This is a genomic window from Nonomuraea sp. NPDC049637 (assembly GCF_040675235.1).
Classification (GTDB): Bacteria; Actinomycetota; Actinomycetes; order Streptosporangiales; family Streptosporangiaceae; genus Nonomuraea.
Genome location: NZ_JBFAOM010000021.1, coordinates 86,725 through 108,393, shown reverse-complemented (window position 1 = coordinate 108,393; position 21,669 = coordinate 86,725). Strand labels below are relative to the sequence as shown.

General features: G+C 72.0%; 24 protein-coding genes. 13 read left to right on the top strand and 11 right to left on the bottom strand.

Translation table 11 applies throughout. From position 1 onward, the window contains the following. Positions 1-3: 3 nt before the first annotated feature. Together AB0J71_RS27525 and AB0J71_RS27520 are read right to left on the bottom strand one after the other, a co-directional pair. Positions 4-777, bottom strand: a complete 774-nt coding sequence (locus tag AB0J71_RS27525; RefSeq protein WP_352328132.1) for an alpha/beta hydrolase — start codon at positions 775-777, stop codon at positions 4-6. Positions 778-786: 9 nt separating this feature from the next. Further along, positions 787-1,509, bottom strand: coding sequence for an SDR family oxidoreductase (locus AB0J71_RS27520; protein ID WP_364416680.1), 723 nt, complete (start codon positions 1,507-1,509; stop codon positions 787-789). 67 nt (positions 1,510-1,576) lie between these two features. On the opposite strand from AB0J71_RS27520, the gene AB0J71_RS27515 reads away from it, so the two are divergent. Next, entirely contained in the window at positions 1,577-2,167 is a 591-nt protein-coding gene (locus AB0J71_RS27515; RefSeq protein WP_364416678.1) for a TetR/AcrR family transcriptional regulator, read from the top strand. A gap of 92 nt (positions 2,168-2,259) precedes the next feature. Here the strand turns inward: AB0J71_RS27515 and AB0J71_RS27510 are convergent, their stop codons facing one another. Beyond that, the gene (locus tag AB0J71_RS27510) at positions 2,260-3,924 is read right to left on the bottom strand and encodes an alpha-amylase family protein (protein WP_352324950.1); all 1,665 of its coding nucleotides are present in this window, start codon (positions 3,922-3,924) and stop codon (positions 2,260-2,262) included. A 162-nt stretch (positions 3,925-4,086) separates the two neighbouring features. On the opposite strand from AB0J71_RS27510, the gene AB0J71_RS27505 reads away from it, so the two are divergent. Beyond that, complete coding sequence (locus AB0J71_RS27505; RefSeq protein WP_352324951.1) at positions 4,087-4,548, top strand: MarR family transcriptional regulator; 462 nt, start codon at positions 4,087-4,089, stop codon at positions 4,546-4,548. Positions 4,549-4,561: 13 nt separating this feature from the next. Here the strand turns inward: AB0J71_RS27505 and AB0J71_RS27500 are convergent, their stop codons facing one another. Beyond that, the gene (locus AB0J71_RS27500; RefSeq protein WP_364416676.1) at positions 4,562-5,674 is read right to left on the bottom strand and encodes an FAD-dependent oxidoreductase; all 1,113 of its coding nucleotides are present in this window, start codon (positions 5,672-5,674) and stop codon (positions 4,562-4,564) included. 166 nt (positions 5,675-5,840) lie between these two features. Between AB0J71_RS27500 and AB0J71_RS27495 the strand changes: the two genes are divergently transcribed. The 3 genes from AB0J71_RS27495 (at position 5,841) to AB0J71_RS27485 (ending at position 8,741) form a co-directional block, all read left to right on the top strand. Next, positions 5,841-6,248: an SgcJ/EcaC family oxidoreductase gene (locus AB0J71_RS27495; RefSeq protein ID WP_352324954.1), complete on the top strand. Its 408-nt coding sequence runs from the start codon at positions 5,841-5,843 to the stop codon at positions 6,246-6,248. 35 nt (positions 6,249-6,283) lie between these two features. After that, a complete protein-coding gene (locus tag AB0J71_RS27490) occupies positions 6,284-7,261 on the top strand; it encodes a sigma-70 family RNA polymerase sigma factor (RefSeq protein WP_352324955.1) in 978 nt (325 codons plus the stop codon). A gap of 61 nt (positions 7,262-7,322) precedes the next feature. Continuing rightward, on the top strand, positions 7,323-8,741 hold the full coding sequence (locus AB0J71_RS27485) for an MFS transporter (RefSeq protein ID WP_364416674.1): 1,419 nt from the start codon (positions 7,323-7,325) through the stop codon (positions 8,739-8,741). Here the strand turns inward: AB0J71_RS27485 and AB0J71_RS27480 are convergent. Beyond that, complete coding sequence (locus AB0J71_RS27480; protein ID WP_352324958.1) at positions 8,707-9,690, bottom strand: aldo/keto reductase; 984 nt, start codon at positions 9,688-9,690, stop codon at positions 8,707-8,709. The two genes, AB0J71_RS27485 and AB0J71_RS27480, sit on opposite strands and share 35 nt — an antisense overlap. Positions 9,691-9,752: 62 nt before the next feature. On the opposite strand from AB0J71_RS27480, the gene AB0J71_RS27475 reads away from it, so the two are divergent. After that, positions 9,753-10,631: a LysR family transcriptional regulator gene (locus AB0J71_RS27475; RefSeq protein ID WP_352324959.1), complete on the top strand. Its 879-nt coding sequence runs from the start codon at positions 9,753-9,755 to the stop codon at positions 10,629-10,631. On the opposite strand, the gene AB0J71_RS27470 is transcribed toward AB0J71_RS27475, so the two are convergent. Continuing rightward, the gene (locus AB0J71_RS27470) at positions 10,585-10,824 is read right to left on the bottom strand and encodes a hypothetical protein (protein ID WP_352324960.1); all 240 of its coding nucleotides are present in this window, start codon (positions 10,822-10,824) and stop codon (positions 10,585-10,587) included. The genes AB0J71_RS27475 and AB0J71_RS27470 overlap by 47 nt on opposite strands. Before the next feature lie 142 nt (positions 10,825-10,966). Here AB0J71_RS27470 and AB0J71_RS27465 point away from each other — a divergent pair, with 142 nt between their 5' ends. Both AB0J71_RS27465 and AB0J71_RS27460 read left to right on the top strand, forming a co-directional pair. Beyond that, positions 10,967-11,167 (top strand): EF-hand domain-containing protein, encoded by a 201-nt coding sequence (locus AB0J71_RS27465; protein WP_352324961.1) that lies wholly within the window; start codon positions 10,967-10,969, stop codon positions 11,165-11,167. A 63-nt stretch (positions 11,168-11,230) separates the two neighbouring features. Beyond that, the gene (locus AB0J71_RS27460; protein WP_364416672.1) at positions 11,231-12,415 is read left to right on the top strand and encodes a helix-turn-helix domain-containing protein; all 1,185 of its coding nucleotides are present in this window, start codon (positions 11,231-11,233) and stop codon (positions 12,413-12,415) included. A gap of 36 nt (positions 12,416-12,451) precedes the next feature. Here AB0J71_RS27460 and AB0J71_RS27455 read toward each other — a convergent pair whose 3' ends face one another. Both AB0J71_RS27455 and AB0J71_RS27450 read right to left on the bottom strand, forming a co-directional pair. Beyond that, on the bottom strand, positions 12,452-13,738 hold the full coding sequence (locus AB0J71_RS27455) for a hypothetical protein (protein WP_352324963.1): 1,287 nt from the start codon (positions 13,736-13,738) through the stop codon (positions 12,452-12,454). 140 nt (positions 13,739-13,878) lie between these two features. After that, on the bottom strand, positions 13,879-14,022 hold the full coding sequence (locus AB0J71_RS27450; RefSeq protein ID WP_352324964.1) for a hypothetical protein: 144 nt from the start codon (positions 14,020-14,022) through the stop codon (positions 13,879-13,881). Positions 14,023-14,180: 158 nt separating this feature from the next. Here AB0J71_RS27450 and AB0J71_RS27445 point away from each other — a divergent pair, with 158 nt between their 5' ends. Next, positions 14,181-15,431, top strand: coding sequence for an MFS transporter (locus tag AB0J71_RS27445; RefSeq protein ID WP_352324965.1), 1,251 nt, complete (start codon positions 14,181-14,183; stop codon positions 15,429-15,431). Here the strand turns inward: AB0J71_RS27445 and AB0J71_RS27440 are convergent. From AB0J71_RS27440 to AB0J71_RS27430, 3 genes are read right to left on the bottom strand one after another with little or no spacing between them, the layout of a single operon-like run. Further along, entirely contained in the window at positions 15,423-15,902 is a 480-nt protein-coding gene (locus AB0J71_RS27440) for a hypothetical protein (RefSeq protein WP_352324967.1), read from the bottom strand. The genes AB0J71_RS27445 and AB0J71_RS27440 overlap by 9 nt on opposite strands. A gap of 57 nt (positions 15,903-15,959) precedes the next feature. Next, positions 15,960-17,114: an FAD-dependent oxidoreductase gene (locus AB0J71_RS27435; protein ID WP_364416670.1), complete on the bottom strand. Its 1,155-nt coding sequence runs from the start codon at positions 17,112-17,114 to the stop codon at positions 15,960-15,962. Positions 17,115-17,153: 39 nt separating this feature from the next. Beyond that, positions 17,154-17,792 carry a hypothetical protein gene (locus tag AB0J71_RS27430; RefSeq protein ID WP_352324969.1) on the bottom strand — a complete coding sequence of 213 codons (639 nt, stop codon included), beginning with the start codon at positions 17,790-17,792 and terminating at the stop codon, positions 17,154-17,156. An 84-nt stretch (positions 17,793-17,876) separates the two neighbouring features. On the opposite strand from AB0J71_RS27430, the gene AB0J71_RS27425 reads away from it, so the two are divergent. The 4 genes from AB0J71_RS27425 to fahA all read left to right on the top strand — a co-directional run bounded on the left by AB0J71_RS27425 (position 17,877) and on the right by fahA (position 21,608). Beyond that, on the top strand, positions 17,877-18,506 hold the full coding sequence (locus AB0J71_RS27425; protein WP_352324970.1) for a helix-turn-helix domain-containing protein: 630 nt from the start codon (positions 17,877-17,879) through the stop codon (positions 18,504-18,506). A 77-nt stretch (positions 18,507-18,583) separates the two neighbouring features. Beyond that, complete coding sequence (locus AB0J71_RS27420) at positions 18,584-19,753, top strand: homogentisate 1,2-dioxygenase domain-containing protein (RefSeq protein WP_352324972.1); 1,170 nt, start codon at positions 18,584-18,586, stop codon at positions 19,751-19,753. Further along, positions 19,735-20,508 carry a hypothetical protein gene (locus tag AB0J71_RS27415; RefSeq protein WP_352324973.1) on the top strand — a complete coding sequence of 258 codons (774 nt, stop codon included), beginning with the start codon at positions 19,735-19,737 and terminating at the stop codon, positions 20,506-20,508. Before AB0J71_RS27420 ends, AB0J71_RS27415 begins: the two co-directional genes overlap by 19 nt. Then, positions 20,505-21,608 carry a fumarylacetoacetase gene (gene fahA, locus AB0J71_RS27410; protein ID WP_352324974.1) on the top strand — a complete coding sequence of 368 codons (1,104 nt, stop codon included), beginning with the start codon at positions 20,505-20,507 and terminating at the stop codon, positions 21,606-21,608. The genes AB0J71_RS27415 and fahA overlap by 4 nt, the downstream gene beginning before the upstream one ends. Positions 21,609-21,669 lie beyond the last annotated feature (61 nt).

The window sequence follows — 21,669 nt, the reverse complement described above, 5'->3', positions numbered from 1 at the left end:
AAATTACTCGTTGGTTACGAAATCGCGGATCAAGGCTGTCACCTCTTCGGGACGTTCGTGTAGCACCACATGCCCGCTGTCCAGCTCGGCGTAACGGCTGCCGGGCAGCGCGGCGTGCAGGGCGCGGGCGTGCCCGACCGGGACGAGGTGGTCCTGCGTGCAGCCGATCACCAGCGTGGGCGCGGTGATGCTCGGGAGCAGGTCCCTGATGTCGGTCCTGAGGTCCAGCTCGATCTGGCGTACCGTGCCGGGGGGCGGGTCGCCGGCCATCACGGCCTTCAGGCCGTCCTCGCCCAGGCCGCTCACGAAGGCCGGGCTGAAGCCGACCAGCGGGCCGTACGCCGCGAAGCTCTCGGGGTCGGTGGCCGCCAGCCGGGCCCAGGTGCGCAGGCCGAGCCGGAGCCGGGGGTCGCCGGCGTGCGTCCAGCCCGCGATCAGCACCAGCCGCCTGACCCGCTCGGGATACCGGGCGGCGACCCCCGCCGCCACCACCGCGCCCAGCGAGAAGCCGACCAGGTCGGACGGGCCGCCCTCCGGGAAGGTCGCCGCGACCTGCTCGATCAGCAGGTCGAGGGTGAGGTCGCCGCCGGGGTCGGCGGTCTGGCCGCTGCCCGCGTAGTCGGGGGTGATCACCGTGCGGATGTCGGTGAAGTTCTGGACGAGGTGGCCGTAGTTGGTGGCGGCGTCGCCGCCGGTGCCGTGCACCATGACCAGGCCGGGGCCGCTGCCCGCCCGGTCGAAGTGCACGTGTCCGCCGTCGTGGACGACTGTGGGCATGGGGGTCTCCTAGAGGTTTCCGCCGCCGGTGGCGTCGAGGGTGGTGCCGGTGATGAAGCTCGCCGCGGGCGAGGCGGCGAACGCGACCACGTCCGCGATCTCGCCGGGCTCGCCGATGCGGTTGAGCGCGTGCCTGCTCGCCGCGTACGCACGGGCCTCGGGGTCGGTCAGCCAGCCCGCGTTGACGTCGGTGTCGATGATGCCGGGCGCGACGTTGTTGACCGTGATGCCGCGCGGTCCCAGCTCCTTGGCCAGGGCCAGCGTGAACACCTGCACGGCGCCCTTGGTCATCGCGTACGCGATGCCCTCCGGATAGGCGATGCGGGCCGCGCCGGAGGTGATGTTCACGATGCGGCCGCCGTCGGGGATCAGCGGCAGCACCTGCCGGGTGAGGAAGAACAGGCCCTTGACGTTGACCGCGAACAGCCGGTCGTAGCCCTCCTCCGTCTCCTGCGCGAGCGGCTTGGACAGGCCGATGCCGGCGTTGTTGACCAGCACGTCGAGCACGTCGGTCTCCTCGGCCACCCGGCGGGCGAGCCGCTCGACCTCCTCGGGCACCCCCAGGTCGGCCCGCACGGCCACCGCGTTCGCCCCGATCAGCCCGACGACCTCCTCGGCCGCGGCGGCGTCCCTGGCGTAGTTCACGATCACGCGGAACCCGTCCTTGGCCAGGTGCAGCGCGATGGCCCGGCCGATGCCCCTTCCGGCGCCCGTCACCAGGGCAGTCCTCATCGCTCGAATCCTTTCTTTAGCGATCGATACAGAAACCATAACATAGCGATCGCTATAGAATGAGTGCATGGCGAGGCAGCGGGCATTCGACAGGGACACGGCACTGGAGAGCGCGCTGCGCGCGTTCTGGGAGCACGGTTACGAGGCGACCTCGATCGCGGCGCTGACCACCGCCATGGGCATCAGGCCCCCCAGCCTGTACGCCGCCTTCGGCGACAAGCGGCGGCTGTTCGAGGAGGCGGTGCGCCGCTACCAGCTGACCCACGGCGCGTTCACCACCAGGGCGCTCGCCGAGGAGCCCACCGGCCGCCGGGCCGTCGAACGCGTGCTGCGCGAGTCGGCCGCCGTGTACACGAACGCCGACCACCCGCCCGGCTGCCTGATCATCAGCGCCGCGGTCAACTGCGGGCCGGAGTCCGCCGACGTGAAGGAGTTGCTGCGAGGGTTCAGGGAGGCGGCGAAGGCGGCGATCAGAAAGCGCGTGGACGACGACGTGGCGGCCGGCCGGCTGCCCCCCGGCACCGACGCCGAAGCCCTGGCCACCTTCTTCGCGTCGGTGATCCAGGGCATGTCCACGCAGTCCCGCGACGGCGCCTCCTACGCCGACCTGCTGAGCGTCGCCGAACTCGCCATGGCGGCCTACCCGCCACCGCCCTGACGGGCCTACCCGCCGCCCCTCCCGGACGGCCGCGGGAAGGCCGCGCGGCCGCCCGGCTCATGAAGGCTCTGGGGCGTCCGCCTCATGACGGCTCATTGCGACATGACGCCCGCGTCCTCCGGGGGCAGTTCGGGGGGCGAGGCGCGCAGCCAGCGGCAGCCGTGCGGTCCCAGCGCGAGCTTGGCCGTGCCGTCGGCCGACACCTTGATCGTGCCGTCCACCAGCAGGTCGGTGAGGTCGCAGTTCTCCAGGCCGTCCAGCCGCAGCTCGACGTCCCTGGCCGTGTCGCACAGGTTGTGGGCGACCACGACCGTCGCGCCGTCGGCGTCGCAGCGGTGCGAGAAGACCGCGTCGTCGCCGGTGTCCAGCACCGTGTACTGCCCCCACGCCAGCTCGGGGCATTCGCGGTACCGCTCGATGAGGAGCTGGAACCAGCGCAGCAACGAGTCGGTGTCGCGTTTCTGGTCGGCCACGTTGACCCGGTCGGGGGCGAAGGAGCCCTCGGGGATCTCGCGGACCGTCTCCCCGTTCTGGCTGAAGCCGCCGTCCTCGGACCACTGCATGGGGATGCGGACGGCCATCCGCCCCTCCTCGTCCAGGTTCTCCCCCATGCCGATCTCCTCGCCGTAGAAGATCACGGGGGTGCCGGGAAGGGAGAACAGCAGGCTGTAGGCCATCTTGATGCGCCGCAGGTCGCCGCCGAACATCGTGGGCAGCCGCCGCCGCAGCCCGCGGCCGAAGATCTGCATGTCCTTACGGGGGCCGAACGCCTCGAAGATCTCCTGGCGTTCCTCTTCGGTGAGCTTGTCGAGGGTGAGTTCGTCGTGGTTGCGGAGGAACATCGCCCACTGACAGTCCTTGGGGGCCCGGGGGCGTTCCTGCAGGGCGTCCATCAGGGGACGGGCGCTGTTGCGGGCGAAGGAGAGCCAGCTGTTCTGCATGCCGATGAAGTCGAAGCACATGGTGATCTGGTCACCGAGCCCTTCACCGAAGTACCGCAGTAACTCCTTGTAGGGCAGGTTGACCTCGCCCAGCAGGATCGAGCCGCCCTTGCGCCTGGTCATGAAGGCCCGCAGGTCGGCCAGGAACTCGTGCGGGTTGGCCAGCTTGGGGTTGACGTTCTCGATGAGGAACGGCACCGCGTCCACGCGGAAGCCCGACAGGCCGAGCTCCATCCAGAAGCCCAGGATGCGGGTGATCTCGTCCCTGACCTCGGGGTTGCCGACGTTCAGGTCCGGCTGGTGACGGTAGAAGCTGTGCAGGTAGTACTGGCCGCTGCCCTCGTCGTACTGCCAGATGGAGTCCTCCTTGTCGGGGAAGACCACCTGCTTCGGGTCGTCGGGCTCGGGGGTGTCGGACCAGACGTACCAGTCGCGCATCGGCGAGTCCTTGCTCTTGCGCGACTCCTTGAACCACGGGTGCTGGTCCGAGGTGTGGTTGACGACCAGGTCCGCGATCACCCGCAGGCCCCGGTCGTTGGCGGTCCGCATGAACTCCACGAAGTCGCCCAGGGTCCCCAGCCGGGGATCGATGCTGTAGAAGTCGGTGATGTCGTACCCGTCGTCCCGGTTGGGGGTGGGGAAGAACGGCATCAACCAGAGGCACGTCACGCCGAGACCCGCGAGATAGTCGATCTGCTGGGTCAAGCCGCGGAAATCGCCCACGCCGTCGCCGTTACCGTCCTTGAACGTCTCCACGTCCAGGCAGTACACGACGGCGTTCTTCCACCAGACGTCAGAGGTGTACGTCAGTCGCATGGCGGCCCTGCTACCCACCCGGCCAGAAGAAATGTCCTATTGGTGATTTGCGTCCGGTTCTAATTCTGTGACCTCGGGCCACCGGGGGCATCGCCGAACCCAAGCAGCCGTGCGGATCCCGCCCGAATAGTTCGGTAGCCGAACCGATGTTAGGCTGATCTCATGGCCAAGCCCGAGGAGCAGCTGGGAGTCGTCTCCGCCCTGGTGCGCTCGACCTTCCTGGTCAACGCCGTCTACGCCGAATCGGCCCGCGCGTACGGGCTGACCTCCCAGCAGGGCCAGCTGCTGTGCGTGCTGATGGCCCAGCCGTACGGGATGAGCGAGCTGGGGGCGATGTTGCGCCTGGCCAAGTCCAGCCTCACCGAGCTGGTCGACCGCACCGCCCAGCGCGGCATGGTCCGCCGCGAGCCCAACCCCGCCGACCGGCGCGCCGTCCAGGTCACGCTGACCGAGGAGGGCGCCAAGCTCGCCGAGGAGTTCTACACCGAGGCGTGCCGGCGCATCGACGAGCTGCCGTCCGGGCTCGGCGAGGCCGAGCGCGCCACCCTCGCCGACCTGCTCTCCCGCCTGGTGCGGGACAACAACGCCCCCACGGTCTTCATCGAGCGCGCCGACACCCCCTGACCGCCGCCCGCGGTCACACCCCGGCCGGCGCCGGCTCGCCGGCGACCCCGAACAGTTCGGCGAACCGTCCGGTGAACAGGTCCCGGCCCTTGTAGTCGGCCACCGACCCGGCCGGCAACACGATCGGCCCGTCGGGCGAGGGCAGCTGGCCGACGCCGCCTTCGGCCCCCAGCGGCAGCAGCACGAACGGCAGCGGCGAGGGCCGGTAGACCGACGAGGGCCGCTCGCCGCGCAGCTGGGCGACGATGTTCGCGGCCACGACCTCGGCGTGCTGCATCGCGTTCCCGGCCATCTTGGCCTCGGCCAGGTCGGTGATGTCGCCGATCGCGTAGACGTGCTCGTGGCCCTCCACGTTGAGCCGTTCGGTCACCCGTACGTGGCCGCCGGGCGTGCGCGCGTCGCCGAGGTCACCGTCGAGGTAGCCGGTCCGGACGCGCACGCCGTACGCGCGGAACCAGATGTCGGCCGACAGCTCCCCCGCCGTGGACCCGACGGTGAACGGCTCGGCCCGCCCCGGCTCGACGGGCGGCTCGGCGTCCAGCGTGGTGCCGAGCAGCAGCTCCACCCCCAGCTCGGCGAGCTGCCTGCGCAGGTCGGCGCGCACCTGCGGCTCGAAGGCCGGCAGCGGCTGCGTGCCGCGATCGACGACGGTGACCCGCTTGTCCGGCCACACCGCCTTGATCTCCCCGGCCAGCTCCAGCCCGACCGGCCCGGCCCCGGCGATCAGCACCCGCCCGGCCGCCGCCAGCTCCCCGTGGACGGCGTGGATGCGCTCCCGCGCCTGCCCGGCCAGGTCGTCCTCGAACTTGAACGGGAAGGGGTACCCCGACCCGGTGGCCAGCACGAGGTAGTCGGCCTCCACCCGTTCCCCGGACGCCAGCAGCACACCCCGCGAGTCCACCGAGACCGCCCGCTCCCGGATGATCCGGCCACGCTCCATCAACCGGTCGTAGGGGAAGAACAGCTTCCCGGCCCATTCCGGCCGGGCGAGGGCCCGCATGGACGCGGCGTTCTGGACGAAGGCGTCCTTGGGCTCGATGAGCACGACGTCCGCGTGCTCGTCCAGCGCCTTGGCGGCCGCCGCGCCGCCGTAACCACCACCGATGATCGCCACAGTACGGCTCATGGTGCACCTCTCCCGTCAGGACCTCAGCTTGTTCGTATTACGAACCATAATAGTTCGTAACCCGAACCGCAACCGCCCGAAACTTCTCCGCCCGGACGCGATGAGTTCCGGCGCCCCCGCCGGTACGTATGCGTGAACCTGTCACCAGCGATGAGGAGAGACAGCCATGACCGAGACCCGACCGCACGACGTGGCCGCCATCAAGAGCGTCCTTGAGCGCCTCTACCAGGCATGGGCCGACGGCGACGCCGACGCCTTCGTCACCGACTACACCGAGGACGCCACCGCGATCATGCCCGGCAGCGTGCGCCGGTCGCGGGAGGAGGTGCGCCGGAAGATGGCCGAGGGCTTCGCGTCCTACCTCAAGGGCAGCACGACCGCCGACAGGCTGGAGAGCATCCGTTTCCTGGGCGAGAGCGCCGCGATCGCGGTGAGCGAGACCGGCGTGCTCTTCCCCGGCGAGACCGAGGTCCCCGCCGAGCGTATGGTGTACGCGACCTGGGTGCTGGAAAAGCGGGACGACGCCTGGCGGCTCGCCGCCTACCACAACAGCCCGGCCGTCGTGGCCGGCTGAGGCACCCACAGGCAGGCGGAAGGCAGGGCAGGGGCGTGGACGTGGTGACGCCGGGAGAAGTGGGCTTCGATCGCCGGATCGAGCCGTTCCGCAAGGAGCTGCTGGCGTACTGCTACCGGATGCTCGGCTCGCCCCACGACGCCGAGGACCTGGTCCAGGACACGTACCTGCGGGCGTGGCGGGCGCGGGAGCAGTACGACGGCACCCGAAGCTCCCTGCGCACCTGGCTCTACCGGATCGCGACCAACGCCTGCCTGACCGCCCTGGAGGTCCGGGGCCGCCGGCCGCTGCCGTCGGGGCTGGTGGCCGCGTCCGACCCGCTGGCGCCGCTCGTCCAGGGGGAGAACCTGGCCTGGCTCCAGCCCCTGCCGGACTCGATGCTGGACGCGGGCGACCCGGCCGGCGCCGTGGTCGAGCGCAGCGGCCTGCGCCTGGCGTTCGCCGCCGCCCTGCAACACCTGTCGGCGCGCCAGCGCGGCGCGCTGATCCTGCGGGACGTGCTGAGCTTCTCCGCCTCGGAGTCGGCGGAGATCCTCGGCACCACCGTCGTGTCGGTGAACAGTGCCCTGCAACGGGCCCGTGCCCGGGTGAAGGAGGCCGGCGTCCGGCCGGAACCGCTCGGCGAGCCGCCGCTGGCCGAACAGCGCGCGTGGGTCGACCGCTACATGCGGGCCTTCGAGCAGGCCGACGTCGAGGAGCTCAAACGGCTGCTCACCGAGGACGTCGTCATGGAGATGCCGCCGATGCTCAACTGGTTCGCCGGGCGCGGCAACTACGGCCTGTTCATGGACTGGGTCTTCGAGGCGGCCGGCACCGACTGGCGGCTGGAGGCGGTCACGGCCAACGGCCAGCCGGGGTTCGGCGCCTTCCGCCGCGCCGGCGACCGGTACGAGCCCCACACGCTCCAGCTCTTCACCGTCACCGCCGCGGGCATCAGCCGGAACTCGGTGTTCCAGGGGACCGAGATCTTCGCGGCCTTCGGTCTGGCGGCCGGGTTCGACGCGCCCCGATGACCCAGGTGGGCCTGCAAGTTTCTTCAAGACCGGGCGGAGGCGCACGGCCGATGCTGGGCGGGTGATTTCTCCCGTTTCTCCCCCGGTGACCGGCGTGCGCCGTGGCCCGATGCTCGCCGTGCTGCTCACCGGTCAGGTCATGGCCTCCATGGACGGCTCGATCGTGTCGGTCGCCGCGCAGACCATCCGCGAGGACCTGCACGCCGGCGGCACGGCGATCCAGCTCGTCGTGTCGGGCTACCTGCTGACCGTCGGCGTGCTCCTGGTCACCTGCGCGCGGATCGGCGACCTCGTCGGGCAGCGGCGCGCGTTCCTGCTCGGGCTGGGCTGGTTCACCGGCGCCTCGCTGCTGTGCGGGCTGGCCCCCGACGTGGGCGTGCTGGTGCTCGCGCGCGTCGCGCAGGCCGCCGGGGCGGCGCTGCTCACCCCGCAGATCTTCGCGCTCATCCAGACGCACTGGCAGGGCGAGGCCCGCCGCCGCGCGATCGGCCTGTACAGCATGGTGCTCGCCCTGGGCGTCGCGCTGGGGCAGGTCGTCGGCGGGCTGGTCGTCAGCGCCGACCTCCTGGGCCTGTCCTGGCGGCCGGTGTTCCTGATCAACATCCCGATCGGCGTGCTCGCGCTGGCCGTGGGGCCGCGCCTGCTGCCGCCCTCGCCCGTGGACGCGCGGGCGCGCCTCGATCCGGGCGGCGTGGCGATCCTCACCGCGGCCATGGCCGCGATCACCGTCCCGCTGATCTTCGGCCCCGACCTCGGCCGGCCGCTCTGGATGTGGATCTCGCTGGCCTGCGGCGCCGCGCTGTCGGCGGTGTTCGTCCGGCACGAGAGCAGAGCCCGGCACCCGCTGCTGGACCTGGCCTCGGTACGGCCGCGCGGGGTGCGGCCGGGGCTGGCGGCGTGCTGGATCGTCATGGGCTGCTACACCGTCTTCCTGCTCACCCTCACGCTGCACCTCCAGACCGCGCTGGGGTACTCGCCGCTGTGGGCGGGGCTGGCCTTCGTCCCGTACGCGCTGGGGTTCGGCGCGCTGAGTCTGAGCTGGACCCGGTATCCGCAGGGGTTGCAGCGGGTCCTGCCGGTCGCGGGGCCGGTCGCCTTCGCCGCCGGGGCGGGCCTGCTGGTGCTGCTGTGCCGGGACGAGTGGCGGCCGGACGTGGCCGTCCCGCTGCTGCTCCTGGCCGGGGCCGGGCACGCCGCCGGGTACAGCCCGCTGATCGCCCGCGTCACCACGCTGGTCGAGCCGCGGCTGGCGTCGGCGATCTCGGCGCTGAACGCCACCGGGCCGGTGCTGGCCGGGGTGACCGCCGTCGCCGGGCTCGGCAGCGTCTACTTCGCCGCGCCGTCCTCAGCCGACGGGCTGCTGCGGGTCGTCGGCGCGGTCGCCGCCCTGCTCGTGGGCGCGGCCCTGTGCGCCGGCCGGGCCACCCTGGGGAGCGGCCCGGCGTTCACAGGAGTGTCCCGCCGGAGACGTCGAACCTGACCAGCGCCTCGTCGATCCGGTTCAGGGTGTCCGGGTGCAGGGTGAGGTCGGCGGCGGCCAGGTTCTCCTCGATGTGGGCCGGGGTGCGGCTGCCCGGGATCGCCACCACGTGCTCGTCCTGGTGCAGCAGCCAGGACAGGGCCAGCTGGGCGGGGGTGATGCCGAGGCTGGCGGCCAGGGTGCGGACGGGGGCGTACCTGTCGTTGTTGCCGGCCAGGTTCTCCGCCGAGAACCGCGGCGCGTTGTGGCGGAAGTCGCCTTCCTCCAGCCGCTGGACCGTACCGGTCAGGAAGCCGTTGCCCAGCGGGCTCCAGGCCACCAGGCCGACGCCGAGCTCGCGGGCCGCGGCCAGCAGGTCCGGCTCCACCGGCCGCCACATCGACCACTCGTTCTGCACGGCCGTCACCGGATGGACCGCGTGCGCGGCCCTCAGCTGGGCCGCCGTCACGTTGGACAGGCCGATGTGCCTGATCAGGCCGTCGCGCACCAGGTCCGCCATCGCGCCGACGGTCTCCTCCAGCGGGACGCCGGGGTCCGGGTAGTGCAGGTAGTACAGGTCGATCACGTCGGTGTCCAGGTTGCGCAGGCTGCGCTCGGCGTAGCGGCGGACCAGGCGCGGGTCGGCGTTCACGCGCAGCTCGTTGAACGCGTACCCGACCGGGTACGGGCGGCTGGGCTCGCCTTCGGGGATCGCCAGGCCGAACTTGGTGGCCACCACGACCTCGTCGCGGGGGCGTCCCTTGAGCGCGCGGCCGACCAGGCGCTCGTTGTGGCCGTCCACCCCGTAGGCGTCGCTGGTGTCGACGTGGGTGGCGCCGCCGTCGAGGGCGGCCCGCAACGCCTTCTCTGCACGGGTGTCGTCGATGTCGCCGTACACACCGGGCGAGAGCACCATCGCGCCGTAACCGAGCGCGGGGACCTGCAGTGTTCCGAGTTCGCGTGTCTTCATGACGATGATCGTGCCGCCGGCGGACGCCCGGCGTCCAAGACCCTTTGCTATAACCATCGGTTATGGACGTGCACCTGCGGGAGCTCCGCTACTTCGTCGCGGTGGCCGAGGAGCTGAACGTGACGCGCGCCGCCGAGCGGCTCTTCGTCTCGCAGCCGGCCCTGTCCAAGCAGCTCAGGGTGCTGGAGCGGCAGCTCGGCTTCGCGCTGCTGGACCGCGTGCACGGCGGCGTGACGCTGACCCGGCAGGGCGAGGCGCTGCTGCCGGTGGCCCGCGACCTGCTCGGACGCTGGGCCGCCGGCGTGGAGGCGGCCCGCGCCGCCGCCCCCGCCGGGACGCTGGTCATCGGCATGCAGACGGCCGTCGGCCGGGGGTTGCAGCAGGAGGCGCTGCGGCTGTTCCGGCAGGCCCGGCCGGGCTGGGAGGTGTCGCTCCGGCTCGTGGGCTGGGACGACCCGAGCGGCGGCCTGGCCGACGGCTCCTCCGACGTGGCGTTCATCTGGCTGCCGGTGCCGCCGGGGCTGGAGACGTACGTGCTGGTCACCGAGGAGCGGGGGGTGGCGATGCCCGCCGGGCACCGGCTGGCCGGCCTGGCCGAGGTCCCGTTCGCCGAGCTGCGGGACGAGCCGTTCATCGCGCTGCCCGCGGCGGCCGGCCCGCTGCGCGACTTCTGGCTCGCCCGCGACGCCCGGGACGACGACCCGGTCGTGGGCGTCACGGCGAACACGCCCGAGGAGGTGTTCGAGGCCGTGATCAGCGGTCTGGGCGTCGTCCTCGTGGCCGAGGGGAACGCGGCGCTCTACAAGCGTCCAGGCATGGTCTACCGCCCGGTGACGGGTCTCCAGCCGGGCCGGCTGGCCATCGCCTGGCGCCGCGGGGACGCCCGTCCCCACGTCACCGCCTTCGTCGAGGCCCTGAAACGGGCCGCCGCCACGGTCTGACGCGGCCCGGCCGGTCAGCCGAGCGAGCGCCGGTAGCCGCCAGCAGGCGTTCCCAGCCGGGCCGCCGGGCGGCGGGGTCCAGGCCGTCGAGGTGGTCCTGCGGGAGCAGCCCGCGGTAGGCGGCCTGCCAGGACCGTACGTGGATCTCGGCGATCGCCTGGGCGTCGGCCGGGGTCGCCTTCCGGATGCGCATCCATCCGTGCTCTCACCCCGGGAGCCGCAAATCAGGGAAAGGCTCGCTTTTCCGGCGATCAGCCCGAATTCATCGGCACGTTTCGGGAAGTCGCCACTAAGGTCTGACCCGACGCACCGGTAACACAGGAAAGGCACCCCCTATGAGCGACCACGCCATCACCTTCGACCTCATCGACGTCGACAAGGACGGCCGCATCTCCGCCGTCGAACTCGTCCGCCTGATGGAGATCCTCGGCCAGCCCATCACGTTGGACGCGGCCCAGGAAGGCGTGCGGAAACTGGACAAGGACGGCGACGGCCTGATTGACGTGGACGAGTTCGGCGCATTCCTGCAGAAATGACAGAAACAAGCTCTTGCTAGGCAAACTCTTGTCGCCTGATCCACAATGGCGACAGGAGGGACGATGACCATCAAGAGTGACATCAGCGAAACCCGGCTCCCCGCGGACATCGTGAGAACGCTCAAGGCGGGCATCGGAAGGGTCTCGGCCGAGGTGACCGAGGAGATCCGGACCCGGATCCCCGAGTACGCCAGACCCGCCGACGAGATCTACATCAAAGTCGTGAAGATGGCGGTCGAGGAGGCCATCGACGGCTTCCTCGACCGCATCGAGAACCCGGCCGCCCCCTTCGACCCCGAGCCGTTCCGCATGATCGGCAGGGGCGAGGCGGCCGAGGGCCGCAACCTGGAGCCGCTGCAGACGGCCATGCGGCTCGGCGCCCGCGTCTGCTGGCGGCGGCTGACGGAGATCGCCGACCCGCTCGGCCTGACCCCGCAGACCCTGTACGACCTGGGCGAGGCCATCTTCGTCTGCCTCGACCAGCTCGCCGACGCCGCCGCCCAGGGCTTCGACGAGGCCAGGGCGCACGCCGCCGGCGAGCTCGAACGCCGCCGCAACCGGCTGCTCGACCTGCTCCTCAGCCGCCCGGCCGCCGCCCCCGAGGCCGTCGCCGACCTGGCCAGGGCCGCCGGGTGGCGGCTGCCGAGAACCGTGGCGGCCGTGGCGCTGGACGACCGGCACGGGACGTACCGGGCGCCCGTCCTGCCGCCGGACGTGCTCGGCGGGCTGGAGCGGCCCGCGCCGTGCCTGCTGGTGCCCGACCCGGACGGGCCGGGACAGGTGCAGCTGCTCGACCACGCGCTGCGCGGCCACCGTGCCGCGATCGGCCCGGCGGTGCCGCTGGCCGCGGCGGCGACGTCCCTGAGGTGGGCGCGCGAGGCGCTGGAGCTGTCCGGGCGCGGCGTGCTGCCGCGCGGGCTGCTGCGCTGCGCCGACCACATGGCCACGCTCGTGGTGTTCAAGGACGAGGAGCTGGTCGGCGCCATGGCGCAGGCACGTCTCGCGCCGCTGGCCCACCTGCGGCCGGCCCAGCAGGACCGGCTGGCCGAGACGCTGCTCGCCTGGTTGCGGCACGGCCGGGGCGCCGGCGAGGTGGCCGCCCGGCTGCACGTGCATCCGCAGACCGTGCGCTACCGGCTGCGGCAGCTCGAAGAGCTCTACGGCGACCAGCTCGCCGACCCCGACGTCCGGTTCGAGCTGGAGATCGCGCTCAGGGCCCGCCAGGCCCTCATCGCCGCCCGGCCGTGACCGGCCCGCCGCGCCAGGCCGGCGCGGCGGCTCGCGTCAGGCGGTGTGCAGGTAGACCTGGCCGAAGACCTCGGACAGGTTCTTGATGTCCGTTGCGACGTCGGCCTCGGGGCTGCTGTAGTCGTAGACGGTGGCCAGCCGCGGGCGCACGGTGCCGAGCTTCTTGAGCTGGTCCCAGGTGGGGTTGGCCGCCCACTTCTCGCCGTACACGCGGTTGACCTGGCCCTGCGCGTCCTGCCAGCGGCTCCACAGGACGACGGTCTCGGCGGCGTCGGCCTGGAGCGGGGCGGCGATGCGGTCGGTGATGGCCTGGGTGGCCTGCTCGGCGGTGAGCTTGGAGGTGCCGGCGGCGGTGAACCCGGCGTCCTCGGCGGCGATCTGGGCGTAGGCGTCCCAGGCGCGGGCGCGGACCTGGATCCACTGGTTGCGCTGGGCCTCGGCGGCGTCGATCTTCCAGGTGGCGTACTCGGTGGCCAGGTGGCCGGTGTCCAGGGTCAGCTGGTCGATCTGGCCGCCGGAGAGCCAGGCGCCGATGCGGGCGGGGTCGAGCAGCGGGTACTTCTTGGTCATCTCGGCCTTGCAGGCGTCGTTGGCGCCGCAGCCGAACAGCGGGACCACCGTGTGCGCCGCCAGCTTCTTGCCCGGCACGAGGTTGCGCAGCGCGGTCGTGGCCTCGGTGACGAACTTGTCCAGCTCCTCGGCCGTGGCGAAGGTCTGGTTGTAGCCGAGCTGCGAGGTGAACCTGATCCCGGCGACCCCCGGCCGCGCGGCCAGGGCGGCGACCTTCTTGGCGGCCTCGGCCAGCTTGCCGGCCTTGTAGTCGTCGGCCAGCTCGGTCTCGATCCAGGTCCGCAGGCCCGCCTCGACCGCGGTCTTCACGGCCTGGCCCGCCGGGCTCTCGGCGGCGGCCGTCTTGGCGGCGGCCGAGATCTCGTCGGGGTCGACGTGGCACTTCTGGCCGTCCGGGCACTGGTCGGGGGTGCCGCCGTCCTCGGCGCCGTCGACGTCCGGGGAGTCGACGTCGTGCATCTCGCCGTCGCCCTCGGAGTCGGTCGCGCACTCGTTGCCCGGCTCGGAGCAGTCGACCACGATCTCGCGCATCGGGCCGGAGTCGATCATGTTCTTGCCGTCGTTGTCCAGCCAGAACCGGGCGATGTCGGCGGCCTCCTCGGGGGTGGCCAGCCAGCGGCAGACGACGTACGCCGGGGTGTCGGCGGACATCAGGTCGTTGCAGCCCCGTGGATCGTCCTGCGACCAGGCGGGAACTCCGACGCCGAGCAACGACAGGGTCAGTCCGATGACGAAGATCTTCCGCAGTCGCATGACGCCTTTACTCCCATGGGGGGCGATCGTGGGCAAATAGCACACTATCTGGACGATCAACAACCTTCAATGAGATCCACGGCGGTCCTCACGCGCTTCTCGACGGGCAGTAGGCGTCCCAGTCGGGACGGCGAGGGGGATCATCCGTCTTCCTCCACCCAGTGCCAGCCCGAGCCGTCCGGGTTCTCCCGCACCACCCTCGTACGCCCCTGCACGACCCTGACCCACCCGGTAGGCGGCGCTTCCTCCCGGCGGGACGGGTGATCGACCTGCGTGTCAGGCATGCCTCGGAAACTACGCGGGAACCGGGCACGGTTCTTGCCCGGCGCCCGCACTTTTCCCGACCGGTCCTGTCACCGCCGTGACAAATATTGGGACGACAACCCGCCGCCACAAACGGCAGACTGGGACGGATTTGACCGTTTTCGAGGGGACCGGCCCAGTGCACAGCTACCTTCGCGACCTCGGGCTGCTCCGCGACCGCAAGTTCGCCCTGTTGTTGTCCGCGCGGACCATCTCCATGCTCGGCAGCGCCTTCGCGCCCGTGGCGCTCGCCTTCGGCATCCTCGAACTGCCCGGCGCGAGCGCCACGACGTTGTCGGTGGTGCTCACCGCCGAGTCGCTGCCCATGATCGTGTTCATGCTGATCGGCGGGGTGATCGCGGACCGGCTGCCGCGGCAGCGGGTGATGATGGCCGGCGAGCTGCTCATGGCGCTGGGTTACTTCGCGCTGGCGGCGATGATGCTGACCGGCTGGGCGCCGCTGCCCGTGATGAGCGTCGCGGCGGCGGCCTGCGGCGTGGGCACGGCGGTCATGTTCCCGGCGCTGACCGGCATCATCCCCGAGGTCGTGCCCGCCGACCGGCTGCAGGCCGGCAACGCGCTGCTCGGCCTCGGCGCGAACGCCTCGCGCGTGACCGGGGTGGTGCTGAGCGGCGCCACAGTGCTGTGGTTCGGCGGCGGCTGGGCCCTGCTGGTCAGCGGCGCGATGTTCGCGGTGGCCGGCGTGCTGATCGCGCTGCTGCGCCTGACCCCCGCCGAGCGCGCGGCGGCCGAGCGGCACTCGGTGCTGGCCGACCTGCGCCACGGGTGGCGGGAGTTCAGCTCGCGGCAGTGGATCTGGGTGGTGGTCGCCCAGTTCTCGGTGCTGGTGATGGCGATCCAGGCCGGGCACGGCGTGCTCGGGCCGCTGCTGGCCAAGGAGACGCTGGGCGGGCCGGCGGCCTGGTCGGCGTTCCTGGCCGGCGAGGCCGTCGGGACGATCGCCGGGGTGCTGGTGTCGTTGCGGCTGCGCCCGCGCCGGCCGATCCTGCTCGGCACGCTGCTGTGCCTGCCGACCGCGCTGCCGTACGTGCTGCTCGGGCTCGACGCGCCGCTGTGGGCGATCGTGGCGGGGGCGTTCGTGCTGGGCGTGTGCTTCGACGTCTTCGGCGTGTTGTGGCAGACGACGATGCAGCGCGAGATCCCGGCGGAGTCGTTGTCGCGGGTCAGCTCGTACGACGCGCTCGGGTCGCTGATGTTCGGGCCGATCGGGCTCATGCTGGCCGCGCCGGCGGCGGTGGCCTTCGGCACCGAGGGGGCGCTGCTCGGCTGCGCCGCCCTCGTCGTGCTGTCCACGCTCGCCGCGCTGGCCGCGCCGGGGGTGCGCAACCTGCGCGCCCCCGAGCCGGAGCCGGAGCCGGTCTCACTCTGAGCGGAACCAGGCGTTGGCCCTCGGCTGGAACATCAGCGTGACGGCCCCGAGCACGGCCGTCACGTGCAGCACCCGGCTGATCGTGAAGAGCCAGGTCACCACGTCGGCCCCGGCGGCGGCCTCGGCGATCGAGCCGCCGTGCAGCAGCCACTGGATCGGCCCCACGACCAGCGACAACGTGCCGAAGACGCCGAGCCCGACGGCCAGCGTGAGCCTGGCCCAGTTCCGCCCCGTGCGCATCCGCAGCGTCAGGAAGACCGCCGCGGCGAACACGGCCACCCGCAGACCGGCGCCGGGCAGCAGGTCCAGGACGCCCGAGGTGCCCTCGTAGAGCTCCCTGCCGACGGCGAGCACGGTCTCGAACGCCCCCGCCGCGACGGCGGACATCCACAGCAGCGCGGCGGCGTGCACGACGGGCGGCGGCTGGGGGGTACGGGGCTCGGCGGTCTGCGAGGCGAGGGCGGCGGTCATGGCGGGCTCCCTGTCGTGTCGGCTACAGGGAAAGTCTGATCCGCGGGCCCGCGCCGATCATGCCCGTCGTCCCCCGAATCCCGGTGAGGCGGGCCCTACCCCGAGGTCTCCGCTCGTGCGCAGGCCGCGGGCGACCGCGCGCTCGTGGCCGAGCCCGAAGCGCGGCTCGGGGGCGCGCTCGCCGTCCAGGATCGAGGCCACGTACGCGGCCAGGGCCGGGGCGTGCTTGAACCCGTGGCCCGAATCGCCGCCGAGCAGCCACACGCCGGGCGCGTGCTCGGCGATGATCCATTCGGCGTCGGGGGTGAGCGCGTACTGGCAGACCTGGCTGAACAGCACCGGCGCGGCCGCCAGCGAGGGGAACCTGCGCCGCAGGTAGCCGCGGGCCTGCTCGACCGCGGACGGGTGCACCACCCGGCTGCCCCCCTCCGGCTCGTACGGCTCCCCTTCGGCGTCGGAGGTGGCCTTCATGCCGACCCCGTCCACGTCGCCGTGCCCGTAGGCCGAGGAGCCGTAGTCCATCCAGGCGGGCGTCTCGGGGGACGACCACGCGGCGGGCGCGGCGAAGTGCACCGTGTCCTGCCTGGTCACCGTGACCGGCACGGAGAACAGGCCGGGCAGCCAGGCGCCGCACGCCCACACGACCCGGTCGGCCCGCCGCACCTCGCCGTCCACCTCGACCGCGCTCAGCCCCGGCACGGGCGCCGCCCGTCCCCTGACCAGCCGGACGCCGGCCGCCAGGGCCAGCCGGGCGGTCACCTGCGTCGCCCGCCGCGCCCTGAGCACGCCCGCGTGCGGCTCGTGGAGCAGGAAGCTCAGGTCGTCGCCGCGGTAGTCGGGGAAGAACCGCCGGCCGTCCGCCGGGTCGAGCACCTCAACCGGGATGTCAAGATTTTTCAGTACTTGGGCGCTGGCGTGCTCCCACCCGTCCGGCCGGGCCGCGAACCACACGATGCCCGACTCCAGGAACAGATCCTCGCCGGCCCGCTCGCCCAGCAGCCGCCAGCCCTCCCGCGCCTCCCAGGCCAGCCGCGCGTACCAGTCGTCGGCGCCGTGCGCGCAGCGCAGGAGCCGCGTCTCCCCTGCGCTGGCCTGCCGGACGTGTCCGGGCTTGTGCTGTTCGACCAGGGTCACCTGCCAGCCGGTTTCGGCCAGCCGCAACGCCAGCGACGACCCCCATATACCGGCTCCGACCACAATGACCGATTTCATGGAACCACCGTGACCGCAGGAACCGCCCCGCGCAAGGGTTCAGACGATGATCAACCGGACCACGACGCCCGCGCAGTTGCCCGCCACGCAGACGCGCACCGGGACCTCGGAGATGCCGGCCGCCTGGGGCACCCCGCCCACGTGCCCGTCGGGGCCGATCGTCACGCCCACGGGCAGCTTGGCGTGGTCGGTCACGCTGAAGGTGGGGACGACGCCCGGGGGACCGCCGTTGATGCCGATCTCGCCGGCCAGCGGGACGCCGGCCCGGCCCGGGAAGGTCAGCTCGCGCGGCTCCCATGGAACGTTCCCGAGCACGACGAGGGTGATGAGCTGCTCCTCGCACGCGTGCCCGGCGCAGAGCCGGACCGGGGCGATGAACGTGCCCACGCGCGAGGGCGTGCCGGACAGCCGCCCGCTCGCGTCGACGCTGACCCCCACGGCGACGTAACCGGCGCGGAAGGTGACGCCCTTGGCGACCGGCAGCAGCCACTGGCTCACCGTGATGCCCTGGGTGAGGTAGAAGGTGTTCTCCACCAGCCGGTCGCCCTCCGCGCGCGGCGGCGGGTCGATCAGGGTCTCCCTCGCCATGTACGCGATCGGCGTGGTGAGCGACGGCACGGCCGGCGGCAGGGCGCAGAGAGCCAGCCCGGCGACCAGGAACAGCCACCTCTGCCGCATCTCCACCCCCCCGACGCCTCTCGTCCCTACGTACCCCTTCACCGTGCTCTTTCACTGGTCAGCGGTCACTCCATAATCAAAGTCATGGCCGCCGAATCCGCCCAGACGCTCGAACGCGGGCTGCGCCTGCTGCGACTTCTCGCCGACGGGAAGGGCGGGCGCACCCCGACCGAGCTGAGCACCGAGTTGTCGCTGAGCCGGCCGGTGGTCTACCGGCTGCTGACGACGCTGCTGAACGAGGGGTTCGTCCGCCGCGACGCCGAAGGCCGGGTGCATCTCGGGTTCGGGGTGCTGGTGCTGGCCCAGGCCGTGCAGCCGTTGCTGCGCGCGGCGGCGGTGCCGACCCTGCGGCGGCTGGCCGAGCAGGTGGGCGCGACGGCCCACCTGACCGTGGCCGAGGGCGACGACGGGCTGGCGGTGGCGGTGGTGGAGCCGTCCTGGACCGACCTGCACGTGGCCTACCGGGAGGGGTCGCGCCATCCATTGGCGAAAGGCGCGGCGGGCCGGGCGATCCTGGCCCTGCGCGAGGGGCGCGACGAATACCTCGTGACGGAGGGGCAGTTGCAGGTGGGGGCGCGGGGCATCGCCGCCCCCGTGACCGGGCTGCCGTGGCTGGAGGCTTCGGTGGGGGTGGTGACGTTCGGCCCGCTGGAGGAGGGGACGGGGCCGCGCGTGGTGGCGGCGGCCGCCGAGCTGGCCGCCGCGCTGGGTTGACATCTCCACACCGATGTCGGACGGTAGTCACACATAGAGGACACATGCGTCCGGTAAGCGGACAACATGGAGGGCGGATGCCGTACTACCGCGTCGTTGGGGAAGTGCCCCGCAAACGGCACACGCAGTTCAGGCGGCCGGACGGCGGCCTCTACGCCGAGGAGCTGATGGGCGAGGAGGGCTTCTCGTCCGACTCCTCGCTGCTCTACCACCGCCACCTGCCCACCGCGATCATCAAGGCCGAGGCGGTCGCGCCCGCGTCCGCGACGCGGCTGGAGCCCAACCTGCCGCTCTCCCCGCGCCATTTCCGCACGCAGGAGCTGTCCAGCGCCGGCGACCTGGTCGACGGCCGCATCCTGCTCGCCGGCAACGCCGACGTCCGGTTGTCGTACGCCACCAGCGACCGCCCCAGCGAGCTGTACCGCAACTCCATGGGCGACGAGTGCGTCTACGTGCAGCGCGGCTCGGTCCGCTTCGAGTCCACCTACGGCGTCATCGAGGCCGGCGAGGGCGACTACGTCGTCGTCCCGACCGGCACGATCCACCGCTGGGTGCCCGACGGGCAGGTCAACGTGCTGGCCATCGAGGCGTCCGGGCACATCAGGCCGCCCAAGCGCTACCTGTCGCAGTACGGGCAGTTCCTGGAGCACGCGCCGTACTGCGAACGCGACCTGCGCGCCCCCTCGCAGACCCTGCTCGTGGAGGGCGAGGAGGTGCCCGTCCTGGTCCGCACGCGCGGCGGCCTGACCAGGCTCGTCTACCGCAACCACCCCTTCGACGTGGTCGGCTGGGACGGCTACCTCTATCCATACGCCTTCAACATCGACGACTTCGAGCCGATCGTGAAGAAGACGCACGCGCCGCCGCCGGTGCACCAGACGTTCGAGGGGCCCGGGTTCGTGGTCTGCTCGTTCTGCCCGCGGCCGCTCGACTACCACCCCGAGGCCATCCCGATCCCGTACAACCACCACAACGTGGACTCCGACGAGTTCATGTTCTACGTGGGCGGCGACTACACCGCGCGCAAGGGCTCGGGCATCGACGTCGGCTCGGTCTCGCTGCACCCGGCCGGCTTCACCCACGGCCCGCAGCCCGGCGCGGTCGAGGCGGTGATCGACGCGGTCGCCCGCGGCGTCACCACCACGAGCGAGATGGCCGTGATGGTCGACACCTTCCGCCCGCTCGACCTCGGGCCGGGCGCGCTGTCCTGTGAGGATCCCGGCTACGCATGGACCTGGGCACGATGAGTCTCTACGCCGAACTGGTCGACGACGCGGGCCTGTTCCCGCCGACGTCGCTGCACATGGACGAGGCGCTGGCCCGCAACCAGCGCGACCTGGAGCACGGCAACGGCGTGCTCACCCACCGCTTCCTCTGCCCGGCCAGCCGGCTCGACCGGCTGCGCGGGCACGCCTACCGGCCGCGGCGCATCGGGCTGATCGTGGACACGCCCGAGCTTCCCGACTTCGGCGACCTGCCGGTGGACTTCGTCGAGATCCCGCTCGGGGCCGACGAGTCCGTCGCCGGGCTGGCCCGGCGCCTCGGCCTGCCCGCGCACGTGCGGCTGTTCGTCGAGGTCCCGCCGGACCGGAAGGTCGCCGGCGTGCCCGACGGGGTGGGGCTGAAGGTGCGCTGCGGCGGGCTGAAGGCCGAGGCGTTCCCGTCGGTGGAGCACCTCGCGGCGTTCGTCCGGGGCTGCGTCGAGGCCGACGTCCCGTTCAAGGCCACGGCCGGGCTGCACCACGCGGTGCGGCACTTCGACCCGAGCCTCGGCGTCGACCGGCACGGCTTCCTCAACCTGCTGCTGTCGGTCTGCGAGGCTGTGGAGGGCCGCGACCCCGCGGCCGTGCTGCGCACCACTGACGTCGGCCACCTCGTACGGCTGGCCGGGGCCGTGACGGAGGAGACCGCGAAGCGGGCGCGGCGGCTGCTGGTGAGCTACGGCTCCTGCAGCACCGGCACGCCCATCGAGGACCTGCAGACGCTAGGAGTGATTCAGTGAGCTGGGGAGTGGACAACCTGCCCTACGGCGTGTTCTCCCGTCGGGGCGAATCGCCCAGAGTGGGCGTCAGGTACGGCGACAAGGTGCTCGACCTGGCCGCCGCGCTGCACGACGAGGTGTTCGCCGCCCCCTCGCTCAACCCGTTCATGGCGAGGGGCCGCTCGGCCTGGCACGACACCAGGACCCTCATCCAGAACAAGCTGACCGGCGACTCCTCGGTCACCGAGAGCCACCTGATCCCACTCGACCAGGTGCGACTGCACATGCCGTTCGAGGTGGCCGACTACGTCGACTTCTACTGCTCGCTCGACCACGCGAGCAACATCGGGCGCATCTTCCGTCCCGACGCCGAGCCGCTGCTGCCCAACTGGCGTCACCTGCCCGTCGGCTACCACGGCAGGTCGGGCACGGTCGTGGTGTCCGGCACGCCGGTCCGGCGTCCGCACGGCCAGCTCAGGGCCGGGGTCTACGGGCCGTGCGCCAAGCTCGACATCGAGGCAGAGCTGGGGTTCGTGGTCGGCGTGCCGTCGGAGCTGGGCTCGCCGGCCGGGGCGTTCGAGGACCACGTGTTCGGGGTGACGCTGGTCAACGACTGGAGCGCGCGCGACATCCAGGCGTGGGAGTACGTGCCGCTGGGGCCGTTCCTGGGCAAGTCGTTCGCGACCTCGGTCTCGCCGTGGGTCACGCCGCTGGAGGCGCTGCCCAGGATCCCGGGCCGCCCGCAGGACCCCGAGCCGCTCGACTACCTGCGCAGGCAGGGCGACTGGGGCCTGGACATCGCCGTCGAGGTCGTGCTCAACGGCGACGTGATCTCGCGTCCGCCGTACCCGAGCATGTACTGGACGCCCGACCAGATGCTCGCCCACATGACCGTGAACGGCGCCTCCCTGCGCACCGGAGACCTGTTCGCCAGCGGCACGATCTCCGGCCCCGAACGCGACGAGCGCGGCTCGCTCATCGAGCTGACCTGGAACGGCGCCGAACCGATCAAGCTGTCCGGCGGCGACACCCGCACCTTCCTCCAGGACGGCGACACGGTGACGATCCGGGCCACCGCGGGCGGCCTGACATTGGGCGAGGTGTCCGGAACCATCGGATAAGTAACTCAAGGTGCTTCGACCGTCACTCACCGCTAACCTGGGAACTCCCCTTCCCTCGGAA